The 25,642-nt window shown below is 69.4% G+C and carries 21 protein-coding genes; 7 read left to right on the forward strand and 14 right to left on the reverse strand.

Going from position 1 to position 25,642, the window contains the following annotated elements; all coding sequences use genetic code 11:
- Positions 1–5 precede the first annotated feature (5 nt).
- Both AC1VNM_RS19865 and AC1VNM_RS19870 read left to right on the forward strand, forming a co-directional pair.
- Positions 6–3,089: an MHYT domain-containing protein gene (locus tag AC1VNM_RS19865; RefSeq protein WP_483108035.1), complete on the forward strand. Its 3,084-nt coding sequence runs from the start codon at positions 6–8 to the stop codon at positions 3,087–3,089.
- Positions 3,090–3,093: 4 nt separating this feature from the next.
- A complete protein-coding gene (locus AC1VNM_RS19870) occupies positions 3,094–4,083 on the forward strand; it encodes an HD domain-containing phosphohydrolase (RefSeq protein ID WP_483108036.1) in 990 nt (329 codons plus the stop codon).
- Between the two features lie 65 nt (positions 4,084–4,148).
- Here the strand turns inward: AC1VNM_RS19870 and AC1VNM_RS19875 are convergent, their stop codons facing one another.
- Both AC1VNM_RS19875 and AC1VNM_RS19880 read right to left on the reverse strand, forming a co-directional pair.
- Positions 4,149–5,531, reverse strand: a complete 1,383-nt coding sequence (locus tag AC1VNM_RS19875; protein ID WP_483108037.1) for a trypsin-like serine peptidase — start codon at positions 5,529–5,531, stop codon at positions 4,149–4,151.
- A 130-nt stretch (positions 5,532–5,661) separates the two neighbouring features.
- Positions 5,662–7,044: a hypothetical protein gene (locus AC1VNM_RS19880; protein WP_483108038.1), complete on the reverse strand. Its 1,383-nt coding sequence runs from the start codon at positions 7,042–7,044 to the stop codon at positions 5,662–5,664.
- Positions 7,045–7,334: 290 nt separating this feature from the next.
- On the opposite strand from AC1VNM_RS19880, the gene AC1VNM_RS19885 reads away from it, so the two are divergent.
- Entirely contained in the window at positions 7,335–8,582 is a 1,248-nt protein-coding gene (locus AC1VNM_RS19885; protein WP_431100511.1) for a nucleoside recognition domain-containing protein, read from the forward strand.
- A 13-nt stretch (positions 8,583–8,595) separates the two neighbouring features.
- On the opposite strand, the gene AC1VNM_RS19890 is transcribed toward AC1VNM_RS19885, so the two are convergent.
- The 3 genes from AC1VNM_RS19890 to AC1VNM_RS19900 form a co-directional block, all read right to left on the reverse strand.
- Complete coding sequence (locus AC1VNM_RS19890; protein WP_483108039.1) at positions 8,596–9,729, reverse strand: GGDEF domain-containing protein; 1,134 nt, start codon at positions 9,727–9,729, stop codon at positions 8,596–8,598.
- Between the two features lie 100 nt (positions 9,730–9,829).
- Positions 9,830–10,630, reverse strand: a complete 801-nt coding sequence (locus tag AC1VNM_RS19895; protein WP_483108040.1) for a LytR/AlgR family response regulator transcription factor — start codon at positions 10,628–10,630, stop codon at positions 9,830–9,832.
- 73 nt (positions 10,631–10,703) lie between these two features.
- Positions 10,704–11,843 carry a sensor histidine kinase gene (locus AC1VNM_RS19900; protein WP_377159542.1) on the reverse strand — a complete coding sequence of 380 codons (1,140 nt, stop codon included), beginning with the start codon at positions 11,841–11,843 and terminating at the stop codon, positions 10,704–10,706.
- Between the two features lie 229 nt (positions 11,844–12,072).
- Between AC1VNM_RS19900 and AC1VNM_RS19905 the strand changes: the two genes are divergently transcribed.
- From AC1VNM_RS19905 to AC1VNM_RS19915, 3 genes are all read left to right on the forward strand, one after another.
- Entirely contained in the window at positions 12,073–12,438 is a 366-nt protein-coding gene (locus tag AC1VNM_RS19905; RefSeq protein WP_377159540.1) for a YciI family protein, read from the forward strand.
- 190 nt (positions 12,439–12,628) lie between these two features.
- Positions 12,629–13,039: a VOC family protein gene (locus AC1VNM_RS19910; RefSeq protein WP_483108041.1), complete on the forward strand. Its 411-nt coding sequence runs from the start codon at positions 12,629–12,631 to the stop codon at positions 13,037–13,039.
- A 30-nt stretch (positions 13,040–13,069) separates the two neighbouring features.
- Positions 13,070–14,362, forward strand: a complete 1,293-nt coding sequence (locus AC1VNM_RS19915) for an RNA polymerase sigma factor (RefSeq protein WP_483108042.1) — start codon at positions 13,070–13,072, stop codon at positions 14,360–14,362.
- Between the two features lie 47 nt (positions 14,363–14,409).
- On the opposite strand, the gene AC1VNM_RS19920 is transcribed toward AC1VNM_RS19915, so the two are convergent.
- From AC1VNM_RS19920 to AC1VNM_RS19930, 3 genes are all read right to left on the reverse strand, one after another.
- Positions 14,410–14,658 carry a hypothetical protein gene (locus AC1VNM_RS19920; protein WP_483108043.1) on the reverse strand — a complete coding sequence of 83 codons (249 nt, stop codon included), beginning with the start codon at positions 14,656–14,658 and terminating at the stop codon, positions 14,410–14,412.
- 98 nt (positions 14,659–14,756) lie between these two features.
- Complete coding sequence (locus AC1VNM_RS19925) at positions 14,757–16,370, reverse strand: diguanylate cyclase (RefSeq protein WP_483108044.1); 1,614 nt, start codon at positions 16,368–16,370, stop codon at positions 14,757–14,759.
- Positions 16,371–16,404: 34 nt separating this feature from the next.
- Positions 16,405–17,451, reverse strand: a complete 1,047-nt coding sequence (locus AC1VNM_RS19930; RefSeq protein ID WP_483108045.1) for a LysR family transcriptional regulator — start codon at positions 17,449–17,451, stop codon at positions 16,405–16,407.
- Between the two features lie 107 nt (positions 17,452–17,558).
- Here AC1VNM_RS19930 and AC1VNM_RS19935 point away from each other — a divergent pair, with 107 nt between their 5' ends.
- Entirely contained in the window at positions 17,559–18,329 is a 771-nt protein-coding gene (locus AC1VNM_RS19935) for an SDR family NAD(P)-dependent oxidoreductase (protein WP_377159525.1), read from the forward strand.
- 44 nt (positions 18,330–18,373) lie between these two features.
- Here the strand turns inward: AC1VNM_RS19935 and AC1VNM_RS19940 are convergent, their stop codons facing one another.
- From AC1VNM_RS19940 to AC1VNM_RS19965, 6 genes are all read right to left on the reverse strand, one after another.
- On the reverse strand, positions 18,374–19,249 hold the full coding sequence (locus AC1VNM_RS19940; RefSeq protein WP_483108046.1) for a histidine kinase: 876 nt from the start codon (positions 19,247–19,249) through the stop codon (positions 18,374–18,376).
- 319 nt (positions 19,250–19,568) lie between these two features.
- Entirely contained in the window at positions 19,569–20,444 is an 876-nt protein-coding gene (locus AC1VNM_RS19945) for a DUF707 domain-containing protein (protein ID WP_483108047.1), read from the reverse strand.
- 156 nt (positions 20,445–20,600) lie between these two features.
- Positions 20,601–21,323, reverse strand: coding sequence for an ABC transporter ATP-binding protein (locus AC1VNM_RS19950; RefSeq protein ID WP_297523854.1), 723 nt, complete (start codon positions 21,321–21,323; stop codon positions 20,601–20,603).
- Positions 21,324–21,350: 27 nt separating this feature from the next.
- Positions 21,351–23,297: a branched-chain amino acid ABC transporter ATP-binding protein/permease gene (locus AC1VNM_RS19955; protein ID WP_377159518.1), complete on the reverse strand. Its 1,947-nt coding sequence runs from the start codon at positions 23,295–23,297 to the stop codon at positions 21,351–21,353.
- A 5-nt stretch (positions 23,298–23,302) separates the two neighbouring features.
- The gene (locus AC1VNM_RS19960; RefSeq protein WP_377159516.1) at positions 23,303–24,178 is read right to left on the reverse strand and encodes a branched-chain amino acid ABC transporter permease; all 876 of its coding nucleotides are present in this window, start codon (positions 24,176–24,178) and stop codon (positions 23,303–23,305) included.
- Positions 24,179–24,267: 89 nt separating this feature from the next.
- Positions 24,268–25,500 (reverse strand): ABC transporter substrate-binding protein, encoded by a 1,233-nt coding sequence (locus tag AC1VNM_RS19965; RefSeq protein WP_377159514.1) that lies wholly within the window; start codon positions 25,498–25,500, stop codon positions 24,268–24,270.
- Positions 25,501–25,642: the final 142 nt, after the last annotated feature.

Below are 25,642 nucleotides of genomic sequence, written 5' to 3' on the forward strand. Positions count from 1 at the left end.
CCTCCGTGTCCGACCTCCTCGCGGTCCTGCCGCAGTTCTTCCTGTTCCGCGACGGCGCCCCGACGCTGCTGCTCACCGGCCGCTACGACTGGCCACTGGTGCTGCTGTCGCTGGCCGTCGCCTCGCTGACCTCGGCGCTGGCGCTGCAGGTCGCGGGCGTGGCCAAGCCGGCCAAGGGCTGGCGCCGCCAGGCGATCCTGGCCACCGGCGCGCTGGCCCTGGGCGGCGGCATCTGGTCGATGCACTTCATCGGCATGCTGGCGTTCGAACTGTGCGCGCAGGTCGCCTTCGACGCCCACATCACCGCGATCTCGATGGTGCCGGCGGTGATCGCGTCCTGGGTCGCGCTGGCCTTGCTGGCCCGTCACCAGCTCAACGGCTGGCGGCTGGTCGTCGGCGGCGTGCTGGTGGGCGCCGGCATCGGCACGATGCATTACACCGGCATGGCGGCGATGGAGATGTCCCTCGCGCTGCGCTACGACCCCGTCTGGTTCGCCGCCTCCATCGTCGTGGCGGTGCTGCTGGCGATGCTGGCGCTGTGGATCCGTTTCGGCCTGGCCGGCCGGATCCACCGTCACTGGGCGATCGCGCTGGGCGGCCTGGTGATGGGCTGCGCGATCGCCGGCATGCATTACACGGCGATGGGCGCGGCGCGCTTCGTCGGGCTGGGCGACGGCCCCTGCAACACCAGCGTCGAGAACGCGGGCTGGCTCGCCCTGGCCGTGACCGTGATGGCGCTGGCCATCAGCGCGATCACCGCCGGCGCCAACGGCCTGCTGGCGCTGCGCCGCCTCAACACCGACCTGATGGACGAGCGCCGCCGCATGCTCACGATGGAGCAGGCGTTGCGCGACAGCGAGACCAAGTACCGCACCGTCATCGCCAACAGCCCGGGCGTGACCTTCCGCTGCCGCATGGACGAGAACTGGTCGATGCTGCTGATCAACGACGCCGTCGAGGAACTGACCGGCTGGCCCGCGCAGGACTTCCTGGAGGGCCGGCAGCATTTCGCCGCCTTGATCCACCGCCACGACCAGGAGCGCGTGAACGCATCGGTCGAGACCGCCGTGGCCGCCGATGCGCCGTATTCGATCGAGTATCGCGTCCACACCCGCGAAGCCGGCGAACGCTGGGTGTCCGAGCGCGGTCGCGCGGTACGCGACGCCCGCGGCGCGGCGCAGTGGATCGACGGGGTGATCCTCGACATCACCGAACCCAAGCGCCTGCAGCGCCAGCTCGAGGAAGCCAAGGAACGCGCCGAATCCGCCGCCGCGGCCAAGAGCGCCTTCCTGGCCAACATGAGCCATGAGATCCGCACGCCGATGAACGCCATCCTCGGCTTCACCGAGCTGCTGCTGGACACCACCCTGACGGACTCGCAGCGCCGCCATCTGACGACGGTGCGGGGCTCCGCGCGTTCGCTGCTGTCGCTGCTCAACGACATCCTGGACACCGCCAAGCTCGACAAGGGCGCGATGGAACTGGAGGTCGTCGACTTCTCGCTGCGCACCGTCTGCGAGCAGGCGCTGGACTCGCTGCGGCTGCTGGCGCAACGCAAGAACCTGGCGCTGCACCTCGACTATCCGGGCGCCGAGCCGCGCTTCTTCAAGGGCGACCCGCTGCGCGTGCAGCAGGTGCTGCTGAACCTGGTCGGCAACGCCATCAAGTTCACCGAGCGGGGCGTGGTGACGCTGCGCATGCGCCAGGAGGGCGGACAGATCCACCTGGCCGTCATCGACACCGGCATCGGCATCGCCGCCGACCGGCTGGACCGGATCTTCGACGCCTTCGCGCAGGCCGACGCCTCGACGACGCGCCGCTTCGGCGGGACCGGACTGGGCACGACGATCTCGCGCCAGCTGGTCGAGCGCATGGGCGGCCGCATCACCGTCGAGAGCGAGGTCGACCAGGGCAGCACCTTCCACGTCTGGCTGCCGCTGCCGGCGGGCGACGCCGCGCGCGCCGAGTCCGACGCGACCGAGGTGGCCGTGACGCTGCCGCCCCTGCGCCTGCTGGTGGCGGACGACGTGGCGCAGAACGGCGAGCTGCTGCAGATCATCCTGGGCCGCGAGGGCCATCAGGTCACGCTGGCCTCGGACGGGCTGCAGGCGCTGAAGGCCTTCTCCGACGAACGCTTCGACGCGGTACTGATGGACGTCCACATGCCGGGGCTGGACGGGCTGGGCGCGACGCGCCGGATCCGCAACTTCGAGCATGCGCAGGGTCGCGGCCACACGCCGGTCGTCGCGCTGACCGCGAGCGTGCTGGAAGAAGACCGCCAGGCGGCGCTGGCCGCCGGCATGGACGGCTTCGCGGTCAAGCCGCTGGACCCGGCGCGGCTGTTCGCCGAGATCGCCCGCGTGCTGGGCCTGACGCCGGGCCGCTCGCCGGCTCTCGCCGGTCCGGTGCCGACGACGCGCCATGCGATCGATGCCCGCGTCGCGGGCGCGATGGCCGGCCCGCTGGACTGGCAGCAGGGCCTGCGGTTGTGGGGCAGCGTGACCGCGTGGCAGCGCGGCCTGCGCCGCTTCGCCGAGGAACAGCGCGACGGCGTCGCGCGGCTGCATCAGCTGACGCACAGCCGGCAATGGATCGAGATGCGCGGGCTGGTGCATCGCTGGCGCGGCGTGGCCGGCAGCCTGGCGATGCCGGCACTGCTCGCCGCGGCGCAGCCGGTCGAATCGGCGCTGCGGCTGGGCCGGCAGGAAGATCTGATGGCGCTCGTCGACACGCTGGCGATGGCGCTGCAGCACACGCTGGACGCGATCGTGGAGCTGGACGGCACGCCGTCGGGCTTTGCCGCGAGCGCGCCGATGCCGATGGCGGAGCCGTCGGCCGCGGCGGTCGCCGTGGCGCAGGAGATCCGCGAGAAGAAGACGCTGATCGATCGGCTGGCGGCGGCCCTCAAGCGCAGCGAGCTCGACGACGAATCGCTGGCCGCGCTGCGCACCGCCTTCGGCGCCGATCGCATCGCGCCGCTGGCGCAGGCACTGGACGACTTCGACTTCGACGCGGCGGTGCTGCTGCTGCAGTCGCTGCGCAGGCAACTGAGCGCGGCCTCGTCAGCGGCCTCGGGCGCGCGAGGATGACGCCGTGATCGCCGACCACCGCCCCAAGCTGCTGCTCGTCGACGACGAGCCGGCCAACCTGCAGGTGCTGCGCCACGTGCTGCAGGACGACTACCGGCTGCTGTTCGCGCGCGACGGGCAGAAGGCGCTGGAGCTCGCGAAGAGCGAGTCCCCGCAACTCATCCTCCTGGACATCATGATGCCGGGCATGTCCGGCCTCGACGTCTGCCGGGTGCTGAAGTCGCAGCCGGCGACGAAACGCACGCCGGTGATCTTCGTCACCGCGCTGGCCGATTCGAGCGACGAGACCGAGGGCTTCGAGGCCGGCGCGGTGGACTACATCGCCAAGCCGGTGAGCCCCCCGGTCGTGCGCGCGCGGGTGCGCACGCACCTGTCGCTGGTGCGCGCCGACGAGCTGCGCGAGACGCGGCTGCAGATCGTGCAGCGGCTGGGCCGCGCGGCGGAATACAAGGACAACGAGACCGGCTGGCACGTCGTTCGCATGAGCCATTTCGCCCACCTGCTGGCGCTGGCCGCGGGCTGGACCGACCGGGAGGCAGACGATCTGCTGCACGCCGCGCCGATGCACGACGTCGGCAAGCTCGGCATTCCGGACGCGATCCTGCAGAAGCAGGGTCCGTTGACGGAAGCCGAGTGGACGGTGATGCGCCGGCACCCGGCCATCGGCGCCGAGATCCTCGGCGACCAGACGACCGGACTGCTGGGCCTGGCGCGCCGCATCGCGCTGACGCACCACGAGAAGTGGGACGGCAGCGGATATCCGGAAGGACTGGCCGGCGAGGCGATCCCGCAGGAGGCCCGCATCGTCGCCATCGCCGACGTCTTCGACGCGCTGACCAGCATCCGGCCCTACAAGCCGGCGTGGCCGATCGAGCGGGCGGTCGAGCACCTGCGCGCGCAAGCCGGCCGGCACTTCGATCCGGCGCTGGTGGAGCTCTTCATCAGCGTGCTGCCGCAGGTGCTGGAAGTGCGGGAGCGCTTCCTCGAAAGCTGACCCGACGCCTGGGCCTGAGCCTGGGCCTGGGTCGGCGCGCGCGGAATCTCCGGGCGACGTCACGGTCACTCGACGAACCTGAGCGTCCGCGTCGGCAGATCAGTGCCGAGATAGGTCCACCAGAACGTGTCGCCGGCGTCCCTCGGCAACAGCCAGTAGCGCTGATCGCTGTCCAGTGCCTTCAAGCGGAAATACTCGACGCGATTCGAGTACGGGTTGGCATGGATGAAGACATCGCCGACGGTGCCCCGGAAATCGTTCTCGCCCCAGGCATGAACCGGCGTCGTCGCCTGCAGCTTGTCCGGCAGATCCGTCCCGAGGTATTCCCAGTGGAGGTTGTCCGTCTTGCCGGGGGAGAAGTACCAGTAGCGGCCCTCGCCGTCGAACGCCGCCAGCCGGAAGAACTCGACATCGTCGTTGTACGGGTTCTCGTAGACATGGATGTCGCCGAGGGTGCCGCGGTGATCGTTGTCGCCCCAGCGGCCGGTGCCCAGCACCTGCCTCGCCAGCTGCACCGCGTCGTCGCGCATCCCCCGGGCCATCAGCGTCCTGTAGACCCAGGGCCAATAGGCGCTCAGCCGCGGATGCACGACCGTGCCGGAGACGGTGCTCACCAGCCACTCGCCGACCTGCCGGGTCGCGAGGATGGCGCCGCCCCGGTCGCCGGCATCGATGGGCGACACCGCGAACCGGCCCCAGCCGGCCGTGTGCCCGGTGAGGCCCACGATCAGGTCGTCGGTGTCGCTGTCGCTGAACGCCAGCCCGCCCTGACCGGCGGGCGTCTCATAGAGCGACGCATGGAGGCCGCTGGCCGCCGACTGCCAGAAGTAGCTGTAGGGAAAGAAGAAGTGCCGGTAGAGGTCATCCGAGGTCCTCCAGGCGCGAATCCCGGCAAAGGATCGATGGATGAGGGGCATCTCGGTGTCGGCCACATACGTCGTCCTGCGGCGCGCGGAGGTCCAGACGCCGCCGGGATCGTGATCCTGGCCGTAGACCGCCAGGGTCGTCCTGATGCGCTCGCCGGTCATCGGCACCGGATCCGAGAGCAGCCGCTGCTCGAGGCGATAGCTGGGGATGGGGACCGTGGTCGGCATGCCGCCGCCGAACGGCGCGTCGAACAGGACGAGCGCCACATCGCCCAACGGCCCGAGCTGGCGGGGATACGTCACCGCCACGCCCATCTGCCATTGATCCGTCCCGCGGTGACGGAAGCTGTGGTGAGGCCAGCCCTCGACGCAGCGCTGCGCCGTCAGTGCGACGCGCGGCGTGATGAGCGTCGCCGAGCAATGCATGTTGCTGAGCAGCCAGGCGGGCGGCATCTCGATGTGGGCGCCGCTGTTGACGCCGGTGGTGACGCTGGCGCCGACGCCTGCCGCGCCGGTCAGCGGCAGCATCGCGAGCAGCCAGCGGGCAAGGCCACGACGGGGCCGGGACAGACGATCATTCATGAGGCACTCCACCCCTTCCACACCGGAAGGGTCTGGCCATTCTTCGAAGTCGGTCGCGCCGGCCCAATGAGCTTGTGCCGGACCGCGACCCGCGTCGACCGACCGGGGTCAGGTCTCCTCCCGGTCGAGGTCAGGGCACGGTGGCATCCTCGGCAGGGATGTCGTCGACTTCCGGCGCGCGGCCCGACTGCGGCGCGCGCCAGCCCAGGACGCGCCAACGCGTCGGCAGCGCGGTGCCGAGCGGCTCCCACCACGGATCGCTGTCGTCCCCGATCCTCGGCAACCACCAGTAGGACCCTTCCGGGATCCGCGCCTTCAGTCGATAGAAGCTCGTCGCGCCGGTCCGGGAATCCTCGCTCTCGAAGATGTCGCCCGGTGCTCCGCTTTCGGCATTGCCGTTCCACGGCAGCCTGGCATCCAGGACCTGCCGCGCCAGATGCGCGGCATCGGCCCGCAGTCCCTGAGCCAGCATCACCCGGTGCACCTCCGGCCAATGCAGCGCCAGACGGGGATGCAAGGTGCCCGGCGCGGCCACAAGACCCACGAGCGCCCCCGGCAGGTAGTACTCGTCCACGGGCGAGGCGCGCGTCGCCATCAGGCCGGCGCCCTGGTTGGCGCCGATGAAGGGCGCGTAGAGCACGGCCGGCTGACCGGGCAAGGGCACCGGGCGGCCGGTGCGGGTGATGCCGTCCGCCGCCGTTCCGACCAGCGGGATCAGCCAGCGGTCGGCGCGCAACACGTCATCGCGGCCGTGCAAGGCCGCCGTCACGTCCGTGCCCAAGGTGTCCACGCCGCTGGCAGCCGTCCCGGGAGCGGCGTCAAAACGCGCCGGTTCAGTCTTCCTGTGGAAGGCCAGCGAGCGGTAGGTCAGCGGCACGTTCACCTCATCGCCGAATCGAAAGCCCGAGCCCATCACGCCGTGATAGCTCCGGATGAACATGGGCGTGTCGGTGCGATCGGCCCGCGTCGGCGTGGGTCCGTAGGCATAGAGGCGCGTGCCCTCCCACCGGGCGGGGTTGGGCGCGGCAGGATCGCGCAGCAGTTCCCGCTCGCGCCGATAGCTCGGGATCGGCGCGCCGGTGGTGCCCAACGGCTCCCAGGACTGGGGTTCGTCCAGCAGGATCAGTTGCAGTCCTGCCGGAGGCGCGTGGCTCAGCAGGCGATCCTCGATGAGGCGCCCGCTCAACGGCCGCCGATTGACGCGCTGCGTGAGCTGCACGCGTCCATCGCCCGCGGGGGACAACGCGCCGACGGCGCAGGCGTAGGTCGTCAACGCCACGCGCGGCGAGATCTGCGTCGCGGAGCAATGGTCCCGCCCCAGCACCCACAAGGGCACCTGGTAGAGCGTCGCGGACGGCGCGGGACGCCGCGGTGCGTCCGCGGCCGCCTCGGCGGCGAGGATCGTGCCCAGCAGGGCGCCGAGCATCCACGGTCCGCGTCCGCGGCGGATGCCGGGGCGCCTGGCGTGGGAGATCGGGCCGGCGGGCCCTCGACAGCAGGAAAGGATCGACATGACGGTCTCCAGCCCTTCGACGACAGGAAGGGCCAGGCCATTCTTCGGAGACCGCCCTCGCGGCTCAATGACCGCGAGCAGGGGCACCTCGGCCCTCGACTGCCCGGCATCGGGCTCGACGGCCCCAGGTGTGCCGATGTCGTGCGCGCGACGGCTGCGGCGGTCCGCCGTCCGCCCGACGTGATCCTCCCTCCTGTCCCGCGGCGGTTATGACCCGCCCCCACAAGGTGATGCTCGCAATCCCCAGTCGCCTCGGCCCGATGCGCGCGGGGCCGGAATAATGCGCGCCCATGGTGCTCAACTTCATCTGGATCGGGTTCTTCCTGATCGGCTTCGCGGTCGCGCTGGCGCGGCTGGTCCAGGGCGACCTGACCATCTTCACGCAGGTGCTGACCGGCATCTTCGACACGGCCAAGACCGGCTTCGACATCTCGCTCGGCCTGGTCGGCGTGATGAGCCTGTGGCTGGGCCTGATGAAGGTCGGCGAGAACGCCGGCGTGATCCAGCTGTTCGCGCGGGCGATGGGCCCGTTCTTCGGCCGCATCTTCCCGGAGGTGCCGCGCGGCCATCCGGCGGGCGGCTCGATGGTCATGAACTTCTCGGCCAACATGCTCGGCCTGGACAACGCCGCCACGCCGCTGGGCCTGAAGGCGATGAAGGAGCTGCAGGAGCTCAACCCGCGGAAGGACACCGCCAGCAACGCGATGGTCATGTTCCTGGTGCTGAACACCGCCGGCATCACGCTGATCCCGACCACGGTGATCGCGATCCGGCAGGCGATGGCGGTGGACCAGGGCCTGGTCGGGTTCAACGCGGCCGACATCTTCCTGCCCACGCTGATCGCCACCTTCATCTCGTTCATGTCGGGGCTGATCGCGGTGGCGTGGGTGCAGCGCATCAACCTGTTCAGCGTGCCGGTGCTGGTGTTCGTCGGCGGCTTCATCGCGATCATGGCCGGCGTCTTCGGCTGGCTGCACAGCTACCCGCCGGAGGTGATGTCGCAGTACATCGGCGTGCTGGGCAGCGGCGTGATCCTGAGCATCATCGTGATGTTCGTCGCCGTCGGCGCGTGGCGCCGCATCAACGTCTACGAGTCCTTCGTCGAAGGCGCCAAGGAGGGCTTCGGCGTCGCGATCCAGATCATTCCCTACCTGATCGCGATCCTGGTGGCGATCTCGGTGTTCCGCACGACGGGCTGCATGGAGTTCGTCGTGCGCGGCATCGCCGCCGGCGTGGGCGCGCTGGGCCTGCCGACCGACTTCGTCCCGGCGCTGCCGGTCGGGCTGATGAAGACGCTGTCGGGCAGCGGCGCGCGCGGCCTGATGGTGGACGTGCTCAAGACCTACGGCGTCGACAGCTTCGAGGGCAAGCTCGCCGCGATCATCCAGGGCTCGACCGAGACCACCTTCTACGTGCTGGCCGTCTACTTCGGCAGCGTCAACATCAAGAAGACCCGCTACGCGCTGACCTGCGGCCTGTTCGCGGATTTCGTCGGCCTCGTGGGCGCGATCGTGGTGGGGTACTGGTTCTTCAAGTGAGGCGGCGCCCGCATCACTCGACGCGATCGCGCCCGTTCGCCTTGGCGCGATAGAGCGCCGCGTCGGCACGCGCGAGCAGCGCGTCCAGGCTGACATCCCCCGGCAGCGCCCAGGCCACGCCCAGGCTCGCCGTGCACGGCGGGATGCCGGGTTCCGGCGCGTGCGTCGCGAGCGCGGCCCGCACGCGCTCGGCCGAGGCATGCGCGGCCTCGGCATCGGTGGACGGCAGCAGGATCACGAACTCCTCGCCGCCATAACGACCGAGCCGGTCCGTCACGCGCAGTTGCTCACGCATCACCGCCACCGCGCCGGCCAGCACCCGGTCGCCGGCCTGGTGACCGTGCCGGTCGTTGACCAGCTTGAAGTGGTCGATGTCGAGCAGCAGCAGCGACAGCGGCTGCCCGTAGCGGCGCCAGCGATCGAATTCCTCGCCGCCGGCCTGCAGCAGCGCGCGACGCGTCAGCGCGCCGGTCAGCGCGTCGCGGGTGGCGAGCAGCTCGAATTCCTCGCGCACGCGCTCGCTGGCCATCAGCAGCACGCCCACGCTCAGCAGCAGCACGCTGAAGCAATAGCTCGCGATGTAGCTCGTCTGCACCGCCGTCATCGCGAAACGCGAGGACTGCGCGCCATCGACCCAGAACGTCGCCAGGCCGCGCAGCACCAGCACGGCGGCCTGCAGCAGCAGCGTCGCGCCGATCAGGCGCGCCGCGAAACCGCGGCCATCCCGCAGGACCAGCCGCGCATGCGCCAGCACGCAGGCCGTCATCGTCCCGGTGAACACGACCATGCGCACGCGGTAGTCCGGCCAGACCAGGAACCAGGTCAGCACGGCCAGGCTGAGCAGCGCGATCGCGCCCCACAGGCGCCAGGTCACGCGCTGTCCGAAGAAGCGTTGCGAGCCGAAATAGAACAGGCCGCACCCCGTGAGCAGCAGCACGTTGCCGGTCTGCGCCACCAGGAATTCCGGCAGCAGTCCCTGCAGCGCGTAGACGCCGGCGGCGAGCGCGCAGGTCATCGGCGCCAGCGCCCAGGGCAGCAATCCGCGGATCGTCGGCGGATAGTTGCGCCGCACGCCGAGCAGCACGCCGCCCATGATCGCCGCCATCAGCGCGGTCATGACGGTGATCGAGCGGGGATCGAGCTGCATGTGCCCGCCAGTGTAGGGGGCGCCCGTGACGGGACCTCGCCCGCCTCGGCCGCCGCCGCTCGCCAACAGGCCGCCAGCAGACCGCCAACCGCCCGGGGGCCTACATCGACTTGAACAGATGCACGTACGCGCGGCTGACCGGCAGCTCGCTCGCGTGGCCGCGCACGCGCACGAACAGCCGGCTCAGCTCGTCGCGGCGCGTGCCGCTCACATGGTCCAGGTTCACGATCGTCGAGCGGTGCACCTGCCAGAAGCGTTCGCCGTCGAGTTGCGCGGCGAGCTCGTGGATCGGCGTGCGGATCAGGTACTCGGTCGTCGCGGTCTGCACGCAGGTGTACTTGTCGTCGGCGCGGAAGAACAGCACCTCGTCGACGGGGACCTGATGCATCAGGTCACCCTGCGTCGCGCGCACCCAGCGCAGCGGCCCCGCCGCCCTCGCCAGCGCGCTGCCCGGCGCGTGCAGGCGCTGCAGCGCGGCGAGCAGGCGCGCGTCCACTCCGTCCTCGCCAGCCGCGCCGGCCGCGCCCGCGTCCCGCTTCGCCAGCGCGCGGCGGATCCGCTCGACCGTGCGACCGAGCCGCTCCGCCTCCACCGGCTTGAGCACGTAGTCGATCGCTTCCTGCTCGAAGGCCTGCACCGCGTACTGGTCGTAGGCAGTGACGAAGACGACTCGCGTCGACCCCTCGATGCCCTCCGCGACCTCCAGCCCGGTCAGGCCCGGCATCTGGATGTCGAGGAAGGCCAGGTCCGGCTGCAACGCCGCGATCTGCTCGGCGGCTTCCTGGCCGTTGCGGGCGATGTGGACGATGTCGAGCTCCGGCCAGACGGCGGTCAGTTGCGCGGCGAGCGCGCGGGCCAGGTGGGGTTCGTCGTCAGCGATCAGCGCGGTGGGTGCGGTCATGGTCGGCATGGGAAGAAGAAGTGAGTCAGGCCGTCGGGCGTTCAAGCGTTCAAGCGTTCAAGCGTTCAGGCGTTCAGGTGTCCAGCGGCACGCGCAGCGTGACGCGGCAGCCGGGCTCGGCGGGAACGAGGGTCAGCGACGCGCGGTCGCCGTAGTGCGTCATCAGGCGCTCGCGCAGGTTGGCCAGCGCGATGCCGTTGCCGGTGCGGCGGGAGGCGCCGGGGCCGACGCCGTCGTCGCGCACCTCGATCACCAGGAAGCCGCCGCTCAGCGCGGCATCGACGCGCACGGTGCCGCCCTCGATCTTGGGCTCGAGCCCGTGATGGACCGCGTTCTCGACCAGCGGCTGCAGCAGCATCGGCGGCAACGGCACGACGCGGGCCTCGGGCGTGGCGTGGATCTCGAAACGCAGGCGGTCTTCCATCCGCGTCTGCAGCACCGTCAGGTAGGCGGTGGCGAGGGACAGCTCGTCGTCGAGCGGGCCGGTCTCGCGACGCAGGCCGCCGAGCGACGCCCGCAGGTAGGCCGTGAAGGCGCCCAGCATCTCCTTGGCCTTGGGCGCGTCGTAGTCGATCAGCGAGTGGACGTTGGCCAGCGTGTTGAACAGGAAGTGCGGTTCGATCTGGCCTTGCAGCAGCCGCAGCTGCGCTTCGGTGGCGCGGCGCTCGGCGGTGAGCTGCCGGTGCCTCGACGCGAACCAGTGGTGCAACGCGAAGGTGATGCACAGCGAGAGCGCGGAGGTGATGCCGATGATCTTCCCGCCCTGCGACCAGTCCATCCGCACCCAGTTCGCCAGGCCCGCCATCCACATGCCCGGTACCCAGCCGATCAGCACGCCCAGCAAGGGCACGGCGGAGAAGAACACCGTGCGCTTCCAGTCCGCCCAGGCGCGGATGCGGGCGCGGCCGCCGAAGAGCGGCACGAGGATCGTGAACAGCGTCTGGATCACCAGGCCGATGGTCACGCAGACAACAACGTTCTTCCAGTACCACCAGGCCCACATCGCGGGATCGGTCCAGCGGGCGGAGCGCGCGTTCAGGAGGAAGCCCAGCACCGTGAAGCCGACCGCCAGCGCGCAGGAGAACAGCAGCGTCCAGACCCACTGCAGCCATTCGGGGCCGCTGGGCTGGACGTCGTTGCTCAGCCAGGCATGCCAGGAGGCGCGCAGTCGGCGGGCGTCACGCCAGAGAGGCCGGGAGGGGGCGGGAGTCATGCGGCGCAGTGTAGGGAGCCGCCGTGGCCGCCCGGCCCGGGGAAACGACGGATCGACAGCGCGCCCGGCGGATCGACGGCGGCCGGCGTGGACGGGCCCATCGCCGGCGTCTCATGCCCTGACCTTTGACAGTGCCGGGGGCACGTGGTGTCCAATAGCCCGCAGATCCGGTCGACTCCCGCCAAGTCCGCCTTCCCCGGCATTCCGCCCGCATTCCACGGAGACCCGCATGAGCTACATCCTGCTGATCAACGAACCTGTCGGCCAGCGCGAGGCGCGCACGCCGGAGGAAGGCCGCGAGGCCTACGACCGCATGACCGCCTACGCCGGGCAGCTCCAGGCGAAGGGGCTGCTGCACGCGGCGCAGTCGCTGCAGTCGGTCAACGGATCGACCCGCGTGGCCAAGCGCGACGGTCGCATGACGACGATCGACGGCCCGTTCGCCGAGGCCAAGGAAATGGTCGGCGGCTTCTTCTGGCTGAACGTGACGACCCGCGAGGAGGCGCTCGCGATCGCCCGCGAATGCCCGGCGGCGGAGTGGTGCACGGTGGAGGTCCGCTCGCTGGTCCCCTGCTACGCGGAGTCGAAGGCCTGAGGCCGCCTCCCGAGGACTCCCTGAAGTTTTTTTCCAGGATCGCGTCGCGTCCTGTCGAAACCGGCGGGGCTGCGTCGTCGTGCCAGTGTGGACGCTCCGGAAGCGGAGCGCCGCCATCAGGAGGGCACGATGCGACCACCGATCCACCCGCACGGGCCCGACGACTTCACACCCATCGAGGAGTTCCCCCATGCGCCACAAGCAAATCTTCGTGAACCTGCCCGTCAAGGACGTCGAGCGCAGCAAGCGCTTCTACGGCGCGATGGGCTACGAGTTCAATCCGCAGTTCTCCAACGAGCAGGCCTTGTCGATGATCATCTCGGACGACATCTACGCGATGCTGCTGGTGGAGGAGTTCTTCCAGACCTTCACGCCGCGCAGGATCGCGGACGCGCATGCGACGACCGAGGTGCTGACCTGCCTGTCCTGCGAGAGCAAGGCGCAGGTCGACGAGCTGATCGCCAAGGCCCTGGCCGCCGGCGGCACCGTGCCGCGCGAGCCGCAGGACATGGGCTTCATGTACTCGCAGGCGTATGCGGACCCGGACGGGCACATCTGGGAGCTGATGTACATGGACATCACGCAGTTCCCCGGCGCCTGAGGCTGAGCGCGCGCGCGTACCATCGCGCGCATGACCGACGAGACCCATCGCGCGATCACGACCGTCTGGCGGCAGGAGTCCGCCAAGATCATCGGTGCCCTGTCGCGGCTGACGCGCGACGTCCCGCTGGCGGAGGAACTGGCGCAGGACGCGCTGGTCGCCGCGCTGGAGACCTGGCCGAGGCAGGGCCTGCCGGACAAGCCCGCCGCGTGGTTGATGACGACGGCCAAGCACCGCGCGCTGGACCGGCTGCGCCACGTGAAGCTGAGCGGCGACAAGCTGGAGCAGCTCGGCCATGAACTCGACGCGCGCGAGGCGATGATCGTGCCGGACTTCGTCGAGCGCCTGGACGACGACCGCGCGGCGCGCGAGATCGGCGACGACGTGCTGCGACTGATGTTCTGCGCCTGCCATCCGGTGCTGAGCCTGGAAGCGCGCGTCGCGTTGACGCTGAAGATGGTGGCCGGCCTGACGACAGGCGAGATCGCCCGCGCGTATCTGCAGTCGGAGCCGACGGTGGCGCAGCGGCTGGTCCGCGCGAAGCGCACGCTGGGTGAGGCGAACGTGCCGTTCGAGCTGCCGCGCGGCGAGGCGCTGACCGAGCGGCTGGCCGCCGTGCTGGAGGTGCTCTACCTGATCTTCAACGAGGGCTACGCGGCCACCAGCGGCGAGCGCTGGATCCGCCAGGACCTGTGCGACGAGGCGCTGCGGCTGGCGCGCATGCTGGTGAAGCTCGCACCGAGGGAGAGCGAGGTGCACGGCCTGCTCGCGCTGATGGAGCTGCAATCCTCACGCGCCGCGGCGCGTGTCGATGCGCAGGGGCAGCCGGTGCTGCTGCTGGAGCAGGACCGGTCGACATGGGATGCGGCGGCTATCGAACGTGGCCTGACGGCGCTGGAAGCGGCCGACCGCCTGGCCGCCGAGCTGGACGATGGGCAAGGCCTGGGACCCTACGCGCTGCAGGCGGCGATCGCGGCCTGCCACGCGCGGGCACGTCGCGCCGAAGACACCGAGTGGCCACGCATCGCGGCGCTCTACGAGGCGCTCGCGGTGCGGCAGCCGTCGCCGGTGGTGGAGCTGAATCGCGCGGTGGCGCTGTCGATGGCTTTCGGGCCCGCGGTCGGTCTGGAGATCGTCGACCGCCTGATGGAAGAGCCCGCGCTGAAGCAGTACCACTGGCTGCCCAGCGTGCGCGCGGACCTGCTGTCCAAGCTCGGCCGCAATGCGGAGGCCAAAGAGGAATTCGAACGCGCCGCCGCGATGACCGGCAATGAGCGCGAGCGGGAGCTGCTGCTCAAGCGGGCAAGGGAGCAGGGGCACTGAGGCCCTTTCGGCTCCCCGCGAACTCTGTCGCCGTTGCCCTGCAGTCTCTATTCGAGCGTCGCGAGCAACTCCCGTGCTGCTTCCAACGCCTCGATGAAGTCCTTCAGCGGGAAGCGGAAGCGTTCATCCTCTGGTGAGAAACGAGTCGGGATTTCCACCTCCTGACAGTCCTTCCCGTGTTCGCGATTCAACTGTGCGACCGGCACGCCGCGGTACCGGACCTCCACGGTCATTCCTTCGTAATCGAGATCGCTGAACTTCGCGATCTCGAAGCCGGATGGCAGGGCGAGCGCCATGTCGTTCCCCTTCAATCAAATGCATGCGGCAAAGCGGCTTGATCGCCCGCTCGAGGGAGGATGCTGTGAACGCGAAGAGGCGCCAAGGATAGCGGCGATCAATCCGGCGAATCGCCCTCGCCTTCGCTCTCATCGGTCAGCCAAGTCCCCGTCATCGCGGCACTCTTGCGCTCGCGCTTGGCGGCGTACATCGCGGCGTCGCTGCGCGCCATCAGCGTCTCCAGCGTGTCGCCCTCCTGGCGCTGCGCGGCGCCGATGCTGATGCTGACCTGCAGGCCCTCGGACACCGTGCTCCAGTCGTGCTTGCGCACCGCCTCGTCGAGCCGCCGGCAGGCCTGCTGCGCGATCTCCTCGGTCGCGCCGCGCAGCAGCAGCACGAACTCGTCGCCGGCCAGGCGTGCGGCGACGTCGTGCTCCCGCACGTGCTGCCGCATCAGCCGCGCGATCTGGCTCAGCACCTGGTCGCCGACCAGGTGCGAGTGCCGGTCGTTGACCTGCTTGAAATGGTCGACGTCGATCAGCGCCAGGCTCACCACGCCGCCGCCCGCGAGCTGCGCCCGCGCGTGATCCTCGAAGCTGCGGCGATTCGCCAGCTCCGTCAGCGGATCCTCCATCGACAGCTTCTCCAGCCGCAACGCCTCGTCGGCGAGTTGCGCGCGGTCGCGCTCGCTGCGGCGCGCGTCGAGCTGCCATTGCACCGTCGCCTCGCGGCTCGCGAGGCTCGCGATCCGCACGCGCGCCTCGCGCTCGCGCAGCGCGCGCATCCGCTGCAGCGCGCGTTGCGGCTGCCCTTGCTGTTCCTCGATCTGGCTGGCGATCAGCTCGCCGAGCTGCGCCAGCGGCTCATGCTGCACGGCGTCCGCCGCCGTCACCGTCTGCGCCGCCGCGCGCCGCGCCTGCGGCCACAGCCGTCGCGCCCACGCGAGCTCCGCCTGCACCCAGCCCGCCAAGGCGACGAGCCAGTGGCGCTCCTGCTCCGGCAGTTGCGCCAGCGTCTGCTGCAGCTCCGGCTGCGCGTAGGCCGTGGCGCCCTTCCAGATCTGCGCCATCGTCTGCATCAACGTCCACCAGCAGTGCGTCTCGGCATCGCCTTCGGACAGCAGATGCCGCGCGTTGATGAGGTGGCCCTCGAGCGGCCCCAGCGGCGGCAACTGGCCGCGCTGCTCGCGCTCGCCGGCGTAGGCAAGGAGTGACCCCAGCGCGAGCCACAGGCAGGCGATCAGCGGACTGAGCCGGGGCTTGCACGCGTTGGCCGCGTCGGCGGCCTGTCGCAGCACTTCGGCCGCCTTGTCGAAATTGCGCGCCCACACGTGGCAGGCGCCGAGGTCCTGCAACGCCACCACCAGCGCCGCGCCGTCACCGCGCGATTGCGCCAGCCGCAGGCCGAGCAGCGCCGCCTCGATCGCTTCCTCGTGATGCCCCGCCGTCGACGCGCTGTGCGCGAGCACCGACAGCGCGCCGGCCTCGCCGATCGCGTCGCCCTGCTGCCGGAACAGCCGTGCCGCCAGCTCGCTCCGCTCCCGTGCGTCACCGGGCCGGTGCAGCACGCGGTCGCAACGCGCCAGGTGCAGCAGCGCCTGCGCGCGCTGCGCGTCGTCCCCCTCCTCCAGCGCCAGCAGCAGCCACTCCTCGCCGGGCGCCTGCGCGGCGACGGCGTCACCGGCCTGCAGCGCGGCGCGGGCTTGCTGGGAAGGGGCGGTGTGCGGGTCCAAGAGGGGGTCGTCGGAACGCAAGGTGATCAGCGGTTCAGGCCGTCGGGGCCGGAGACGCAGAGGATAGCGGCAACAGGCGCGGGACCATCAGGTCGGCCAGCCATTGCATGAAGGCCTGGACGCGCCGGGGCAACTGCCGGCGGTGCGCATAGATCAGGTGGACCGGCATCGGCGCGGGCCGGAACTGCGGAAGCACCTCGACCAGCCGGCCATCCAGCACCTCCGTTTCGAAGCCATGGCGCGGCACCTGCGTGATGCCGAGACCCGCGAGACAGGCCGCCGTGTACGAGCCGGAATCGCTCACCGTGAGCGCCCCTGCCATGGGCTCGAAGCGCGTCGCGCCGGACGCGTCGCACCACTCGAAGCCCGGGCAGCGTTGACCGAGCGTCGTGGCGTACTGGACGAGCCGATGGTGCGCGAGATCCTCCAACGACTGCGGAACGCCGAAGGCGGCGAGGTACTCGGCGCTGGCCAGGTTGGCCATCTCCATCCCGCCAAGCGGTCGCGCGACGAGGCTCGAGTCGCTCAGCGGTCCCACCCGCAGCACGCAGTCGAAGCCCTCGCGCACGAGGTCCACGCGCCGGTCCGTGCTGCTGAGCTCCAACTCCAAGCCGGGATGCGCCGCGAGGAACTCCGGCAGGCGCGGCACGACGATGTCATGCGCCACCCGCATCGGCATGTCGACCCGCAGCCGGCCGCGCAGCCCGCTGGCCGCCGGCTGGAACATCGTCTGCATGTCGTCGAGATCGGCCAGCAGGTCTTTGCAGCGCTCGTAGCAGGCCTGGCCGTCCTGCGTCAGCTGCACGCGCCGCGTCGTGCGGTGGAACAGCCGCGTACCCAGGCTGGCTTCCAGCCGCTGGACCGCCGTCGAGGCGCTCGCCTTCGGCAGGCCGAGGCTCTGCGCCGCCTGCGTGAAGCTGGCCAGCTCCGCCACGCGGACGAAGACCTGGAGCGTGTCCAGGGACGGCGGCGGCGAGGCCAGCGCTGCGCCTGGCGTGGCGCCCGGCGCCGTGGGAGGAGCGGGCGCAGTCGCTGCAGGCGCCGCGGAGATCGGTGAGGAAAGGACGTTGGCGTCGCTCATTTGTTCACCTTGGACGAACGGTCAAATCAGACTTAGGTGATTTATACGCCATTCGTCGATCAATAAAGTTCCTGCATCCGATCAACCCGTCCGAACAGGAGCTCACCATGACCACTTCCTCCAACACCAAGATCGCGCTGATCACCGGCGGCAGCCGCGGCCTGGGCCGCAATGCGGCCGTCCATCTGGCCCGCCGCGGCATCGACAGCATCGTGACCTACCGCAGCCAGCAGGGCGAAGCGCAGGCCGTGGTCGACGAGATCCGCGCGCTCGGCGGACGCGCGGCGGCGCTGCAGCTGGACGTCGGCGACAGCGGCGCCTTCCCGGCCTTCGCCGAGGCGCTGAAGCAGACCCTGAAGCAGCACTGGCAGCGCGATCGTTTCGACCACCTGGTCAACAACGCCGGCATGGGCGTCCACACGCCGATGGCGGACACGACCGAAGACCAGTTCGACGAACTGATGCGCGTGCACCTGAAGGGCCCGTTCTTCCTGACGCAGGCGCTGCTGCCGCTGATCAACGACGGCGGCAGCGTGCTGAACGTGTCCAGCGGCCTGGCGCGATTCACGATTCCCGGCTACGGCGCGTACGCGACGATGAAGGGCGGCGTCGAGGTGATGACCCGCTACATGGCCAAGGAGTTCGGTGCCCGCGGCATCCGCGTGAACACGCTGGCGCCCGGCGCGATCGAGACCGACTTCGGCGGCGGCGCGGTGCGCGACAACAAGGAGGTGAACGGCTTCATCGCCTCGGTCACGGCGCTCGGCCGCGCCGGCCTGCCGGACGACATCGGCCCGGTCGTGGCCTCGCTGCTGTCGGACGACAACGGCTGGATCACCGCGCAGCGCGTGGAGGCGTCGGGCGGCATGTTTGTCTGATGGCGTGAGCGAAGGCGGCGGCGATGCTGCCCCTTCGCACAGGCTCACCTCCCGCGCGCATAGAGTCCCTGCGGTTCACGCGCGCGCTGGACCACTTCGCCCAGGCAGTCGGGATAACGCCGCTGAAGGTGCTTCAATCCCGTCTGCCGGCTGGCCTTGTAGTCGAGGGTTTCTTGCAGGAACTGGAGACGTGCGCGGTTCTCGTCGATCACCTCCGCCCACGTCGTCACGCGGACCGAAAAGTTGTACGGAAGATGCACTTCCCGCTCCAACTCCGCGTGCTCGCGCGCGCCCCTCGCGAGTTCCCGGCCCACCAGCCAGAACGACCATTTGACCTCGACGCCGCGGAAGCGCTCATCGCGTGACACGCGCTTGGCGTAGCGGTTGATCTGATCGATCTCGTCCTCGGAGATCCTGACCCGCGGCGCCTTGAGTTCCACCACCAGATGCTCCAGCGTCGACGGCTGATGGCGACGCGTCGCGCGGGAGAACATGAGGTCGATGATGGCCAGCTTCTGTTTCGGGCCTTCGAGCGGCTTGTCGATCTGGATCTCGCTTCCCAGCATCTTCTGGTGCTTGCGCAGCACCTCCGTGAGCGACCGGTTGTCGACGGAGAGAGCGAATTCGTCCCCGAAGAGCCACGGATTGCGCGCGACGATGGGATGCAATTCGCCGCGCTCCTTCACGTGCGGCTGGAGCTGCGTGTCAAAGAGGAGCGTCTCGAGTCCGTCGAGCAACTGCAGCCGCTGCGCGACCACATGCGATTCGCGGATCACCGACGACAACGACACATCCTTGAGGAGCTCCGCCATCATCTGCCGCTCCTCAGCGGGCAGGTTGAGTACCTCGGTCAGCAGGAGCTGCAGCTCTTCCGGACCGCATTCGACCGCCTGCCGCAACAGCCGGAACTGCAGCGCCACGGCCTCGGGCGTGAGGGTCGGGAACACCGGATGGAAGCGAGACAAGTGCCAGGCCGCTTCATCGAAGAGCTGACGCTCGATCACCTCAACAGTCGTTGCGGGATCGCCGGAGAACGGATAGAGGCCTTGCGCCTGCCACGCTTCCACGGGCGGGCGGTCCGGCTCGCGATGGGATTCTGTCGTCATGCATGCACCTCGACTGCTGGAAGCCCGGTTGGGCGATGCAGTCACTCTATGCAGTCGAGGCGCCGACGACACCTGCGCATTCGCGGTCGACGTGCGCGCGATTCCTACTGCTTCAAGTAGGGCGCTGCCGGATTCACACCGTCCCCGTCTTCTCGCCGCCTTCCGTCGTCACGATGCCGCGCTCGAGCAACTGCCGGCGCCGGCGCGCCCAGCGCCGCTTCGCGTTCAGCCCGCGCAGCGCCAGCGCAAGGCGCTGTCCCAGCGGCGGTCGCACCTCGCGCACGCCGCCGAAGAACTGGTACTTCGCGAAGAAGCGCGACGCCTCCCGACCGTAGGTCGCCAGCACACGGCGTTCGTCCTCCTTCGGATCCGCGTCTGGATGGTTCTTGTAGAGATCGCCGCCCCGCACCGGTCGTGTGTGCCACACCGGCGTCGCGTCCAGCACCGCGATGCGGCGTCGGTCCGCGTTGTCGATCAGGCCCGGCCAGACGAAGTCCAGCCCCCAGCCGATCCGGCTGCGGTGGAAGGAGGGCTGGCAGCGCAGCAGCGAGTCGCGAGAGAAGATCGGCGCCATCACCTCGATGGAGCCCATGTGGCGCAGCAGGAAGCCGTCCTGCCGCAGCAGCGTGTCGAAGGTGAAGTACGAGTCGCGCGTCAGCGCCGGCTGCGCCAGCGCCAGCCCGTGCGCATGGAAGAGATCGAACATGCGGGAGATCGTCGCCGTGTCCACCGCCAGGTCGTCGTCGGGGAGCCAGACCGCGTCGTAGTGTTCGGCCAGCTGCGGCTGCTGGTCCAGCAGCTCGCCCAGGCACGGCCACTTCGGTCCGCGGCGGCGCTCGTACAGGTCGCAGGTGTCGGCATGCAGGCCGTCGATCGCGCCGTAGTACGACACCAGCAGATCGAAGTTGCGCCGCGGTGCGGCCACCCACTGCGGATGCAGCGAGCAATCACCCGCACGCACGATCACGAGATTGCGGCGCGGGCGGTCAGGCAGGGAGAGGGTCGGCATCGGTCGCTCCAACAAGGGCGGGGACCGTCGCGGCGACGGCCGCGCGGTGCCCCCCATTGAAGCGGTGCGACGTATCGCCGGTTTGGCCGGCTCGCCGAGCCGCCGACACGTTCGAGACCGTTCGTGTCGACGCTGATACGAACGGTGGTCCGCCCGTCAGTGCCCGCCGCCCAGATACGCCGCCTTCACCGCCGGATCGGTGCGCAGCTTCTCCGCGGGCCCGTGCAGCGAGATGCGACCGTTCTCCAGCACGTAGCCGTAGTCCGCCACCGCCAGCGCCGCCGCGGCGAACTGCTCCACCAGCAGCATCGTCACGCCCTCCGACTTCAGCCGCGCGATGATGCGGAACACCTCGTCCACCAGGATGGGCGCCAGGCCCATCGACGGCTCGTCCAGCAGCACGACCTCCGGATTCAGCATCGTCGCCCGCGCCATCGCGAGCATCTGCTGCTCGCCGCCGGACAGCGTGCCCGCGAGCTGCTGCCGCCGCTCCTTCAGGCGCGGGAAGAGCTCCATCGCCTTCTCGAGGTCGGCCTCCACGTCGCCCTTGGGCCGCGCGCCGGTGTAGCGCGGGAACGCGCCCAGCCGCAGGTTGTCGGTGACGCTCATCGTCGCGAAGACGCGGCGCCCTTCCGGCGAATGCGCCAGCCCCAGCCGGGCGATGTGATACGACTCCAGCCCGTCGATGCGCTTGCCGTTGAGCGTGATCTGGCCGGCGCTCGGCGCGATCATTCCCGACACCGCGCGCATCGTCGTCGTCTTGCCGGCCCCGTTCGAGCCGATCAGCGTCACCACCTTGCCCTTGGGCACTTCCACCGAGATGCCGTGCAGCACCTCGACCTTGCCGTAGCCGGCATGCAGTTGATCGATCTTCAGCATGTCAGTTCGTTCCGTTGCATTCCGCGCTCAAGCCGCCTGGCCGCCGAGGTAAGCCTCGATCACCTTCGGATCGGCCTGCACCTGCGCCGGCTTGCCCTCGGCGATCTTCTGGCCGAAGTCCAACACCGAGACCACGTCGCAGATGCCCATCACCACGTCCATGTGGTGCTCGATCAGGATCACCGTGATGCCGTGGTCGCGGATCTTGCCGATGATGCGCATCAGCTCCTTGATGTCCGGCGCGGTCAGCCCCGCCGCCGGCTCGTCCAGCAGCAGCAGGCGCGGGTCCAGCGCCAGCGCCCGCGCGATCTCCAGCAGCCGCTGCTTGCCGTAGGGCAGGTTGCGCGCTTCCTCGAGCGCCAGGTCGGCCAGGCCGACGAAGTCCAGCAGGCTCAGCGCCCGCGCGCGGGCCTTCGCGTCCTCGGCGTTGTAGCGCGGCGAATGCAGCGCCACCTGCACCAGGTTGCTGCCGAAGCTGTGATGCAGCGCCACCATCACGTTGTGCAGCGCGCTCATCTCGCCGAACAGCTGCACGTTCTGGAAGGTCCGCGCGATGCCCGACAGCGCGATGTCCGCCGAGGTCCGCCCCACCAGCGAGCGGTCGACGAACTTCAGTTCGCCCGCCGTCGGCACGTAGATGCCGGTCAGCACGTTCATCATCGTGCTCTTGCCCGACCCGTTCGGCCCGATCAGGCCGTGGATCGTGCCGCGCCGCACCTGCAGGTCGACGTTGTTCAGCGCCTTCAGGCCGCCGAACTGCATCAGCACGCCGCGCGCGTCGATCAGGACCTCGTCGCCCGCGCCGGCGCCCGTGGCCTGGGAGATCGCATCGGACGGCTTCTCCGCCACCGGACCGCCCTCGCCCACCGGCTTGGCCTTGAGGTGCAGCGCGTTGCGCACGAAGCCGACGATGCCGTCCTGCAGGTAGTACACGACGAACAGCGTGATCAGCCCGAAGATCGACAGCCGCCAGTCGGTCATCGTCTGCAGCACGAAGGACAACGCCGCCAGCGCGATGCTGCCCACCACGGGGATCGCCGCCTGCACGCCGCTGACCTTGCCGCGGCGCCACGCCACGGCCGTCACCGCCGCCACGACGATCGCGAAGATCACCGACACGTAGCGGAACAGCTCCAGGTCGTCGAGCAGCTTGGGCAGCACCACGATGATCGCCGCGCCCAGCAGCGCGCCGGTGCGGGTCTTGCGGCCGCCCATGATGATGGCCAGCAGGAAGAAGACCGTCAGCTCGAAGTTGTAGGTGTTGGGCGAGATGTACTGCTCGGAATAGGCGTACAGCGCGCCGGCCAGGCCGGCGAGACCGGCGCTGATCACGAACGCGTAGACCTTGTAGCGGTAGACCGAGACGCCCATGCAGTCCGACGCCACCGGGCTGCCGCGCAGCGCCTCGAACGCGCGTCCGAGGTGCGAGCGCAGCACGCGATGCACGAACACCAGCGACGCGATCAGCATCACCACGACGAGCCAGTAGTACTCGTCCTCCGTCATCGTGTGGTCCATCAGCTTGGGCTTGGTGAGCGTGATGCCCATCGGCCCGTTCGTCAGGAAGTCCATCTCGTTGATGAGGATCTGGATGATGGTGCCGAAGGCCAGCGTCACCATCGCCAGGTAGGGACCGGTCACGCGCAGCGCGGGCAGCGCCAGCAGCGCGCCGAAGCCCGCCGTCACCGCGATCGCCGCCGGCAGCGTCAGGTAGATCGGCAGCCCGAACTTCATGACCAGCACGCCGGCCGTGTAGGCGCCGACGCCGAACAGCCCCGCGTGGCCCAGCGACACCTGCCCGGTGTAGCCCACGACGATGTCGAGCCCGAACAGCACGATCGCGTAGATCAGGATCGTCTCGACCAGGTGGATGTAGTACGGGTTGCCGGACACCAGCGGGAACGCGAGCAGCGCGACAAGCGCGATCGCGCCCGCGATGAACTTCTTCGGATTGATCTTGGCAGTGGCACTCATGAGGCTCAGACCTTCTTGATCGCGGTCTTGCCGAACAGGCCGGCCGGCTTGAACGCCAGCACGATCAGCAGCAGCACGAGGCCCGGCACGTCCTTGTAGCCGGTGGAGAGGTAGAAGCCCGTCGTCGTCTCGGCGATGCCCAGGATGATCCCGCCGACGATGATGCCCATGCCCGAGGTCAGCCCGCCGATGATGGCCACGGCGAAGGCCTTCAGGCCGAGCACCGCACCCATCGTGGCGCCGGTCAGCGTCAGCGGCGCGATCAGCACGCCGGCGAAGGCGGCGGTCAGCGACGACAGCGCATACGAGAAGGTGATCACCAGCCCCGTGTTGATGCCCATCAGCTTGGCGGCGTCACGGTCGTTGAAGGTCGCGACGACGGCGCGGCCGTAGATCGAGCGCCGGTTGAAGAGCTCGACGGCCAGCATCAGCGCCAGCGCGCCGCCCACGACCAGGATCTCCATCGGCAGCACGTTGGCGCCGAGGAACTTGATCGGCGCCTCCGGCAGCGGCGAGGGGAACTTCAGGTCGTCGCGGCCCCAGACGTTCTCGGCCACGTTCTTGAAGATGATGCCCAGCGCGATGGTGGACATGATCCAGCCGAACTCCGACTTGATCTTGATGGCGGGCCGCACGCCGATGCGCTCGACGAAGGCGCCCTGCAGCGCGCCGAACAGGCACACGATCGGGATCATGAGCCAGTAATTGACGCCGTGGCCGACGAGCGTCAGCCCGACCAGCGCGCCGAGCATCAGCGCGTCGCCCTGGCCGAAGTTGAGGGTGTCGGAAGTCGAGAAGGTCAGCTGGTAGCCGAAGGCGATGACCGCGTAGATCATGCCGAGCGCGATGCCGCTGAACACCAGTTGGGTCAGGATCTGCATACGGAGTCCGGAACTGCTGGGAAATCGGAGGCGCCGCCGCGAGGACGGCGCCCGGAAAAACGGCCGCGCGAGGCGGCCGTTCCAGTGGGTCACTTCTTCTGGGTCAGCGCGCCCTTGGCGTTCACGTCCTTGACCTTGATCTCGGAGGCGGCCTTGAAGTCGGCCTCGTAGGCGTAGACGACGCGCTGGCCCTTCACTTCGCCGAACACCGGGATGTTGGCGGTGATGGCCTCGTGGTCGGTCTTCGTGAACGGCTTGTTGTAGGTCGTCACGACGCCTTCCACCGGCGCCTTCAGGTCTTCCAGCGCGGCCTTGACCTTGGGACCGTCGGTGCCGCCGGCCTGCTTGATCGCGGCGGCCAGCAGGTAGATCGAGTCATAGCCCTGCGCCGCCGACACCGGCGAGTCGATGCGGCTGTTCTTCGGGTTGAACGTCTTCAGGTAGTTGACGATGAAGGCCTGGCGCTTGGGCGTCGTCGGTTCCTGGATGAAGGTCTGCGGCATGCGCGCGCCTTCGCCGCCGGGGCCGGCGTTGTCGATGTAGTTGGCCATCGACAGCGTCCAGCTGCCGACCATCGGCACCTTCCAGCCGAGCTTGGTCATGCCGTTGGCGATCTGCGCCAGCTCGGGGCCGATGCCGTAGGTCAGGATGGCCTCGGCGCCGGCTTCCTTGGCCTTGAGCAGCTGGGCCGTCATGTCGACGTCCTTGATGTTGAACTTCTCGACGGCGACCGGCTTGATGCCCTTGAGCTCCAGCGCCTTCTCCAGGTCGGCGCGGCCGAGCTGGCCGTAGTTGGTCGAGTCGGCCAGGATGGCGACCTTCTTGAAGCCGCGGCGGGTGACAGCTTCTTCCACGATCATCGGCGCCTGGATGCTGTCGTGGGCGGCGTTGCGGAAGACGTAGTTGTCCGGCGCGTCCTTGAACTGCTGCGTGATCACGGAGCCGGTGGCCACGTTGTTCATCACCGGGATCTTGGCGTCCTGGTAGAAGCGCTGCGCGGCCAGGGCCACGCCGGTGTTGATGAAGCCGACGGTGGCGGCGACCTTCTCGCGGTTGATCAGCTCCTGGGCGATCTGGACGCCGCGTTCGTTCTTGGCTTCGTCATCGCGTTCGATGAGCTGGATCTGGCGACCCAAGACCCCGCCGTTCTTGTTGATTTCCTGGGCTGCCAATCGCACACCGTCGCGCATGCTGACGCCCATCGACGACGAGCCGCCGGTGAAGGGACCCGAGACGCCGATCTTGATCGGGTCGGCCGCGAGGGCGGCGAAGCTGGCGGCGGCCAGTGCGGTAGCGGTGATCCAACGCGCGCTGAACTTCATGTTTGTCTCCGAATGGTCTTGGTCCATGAGGGGTCGGAATGCCAACCCTGGAGCGCGGCGAAACAGCAGCCGGACGCCCGGCGTCAGCCTTCTCGGCGCATGGTGCATCAAGCGTGTCCAAATGCACGCAGGCGACTACGTA

The organism is Mitsuaria sp. MSU3D, assembly GCF_056867975.1.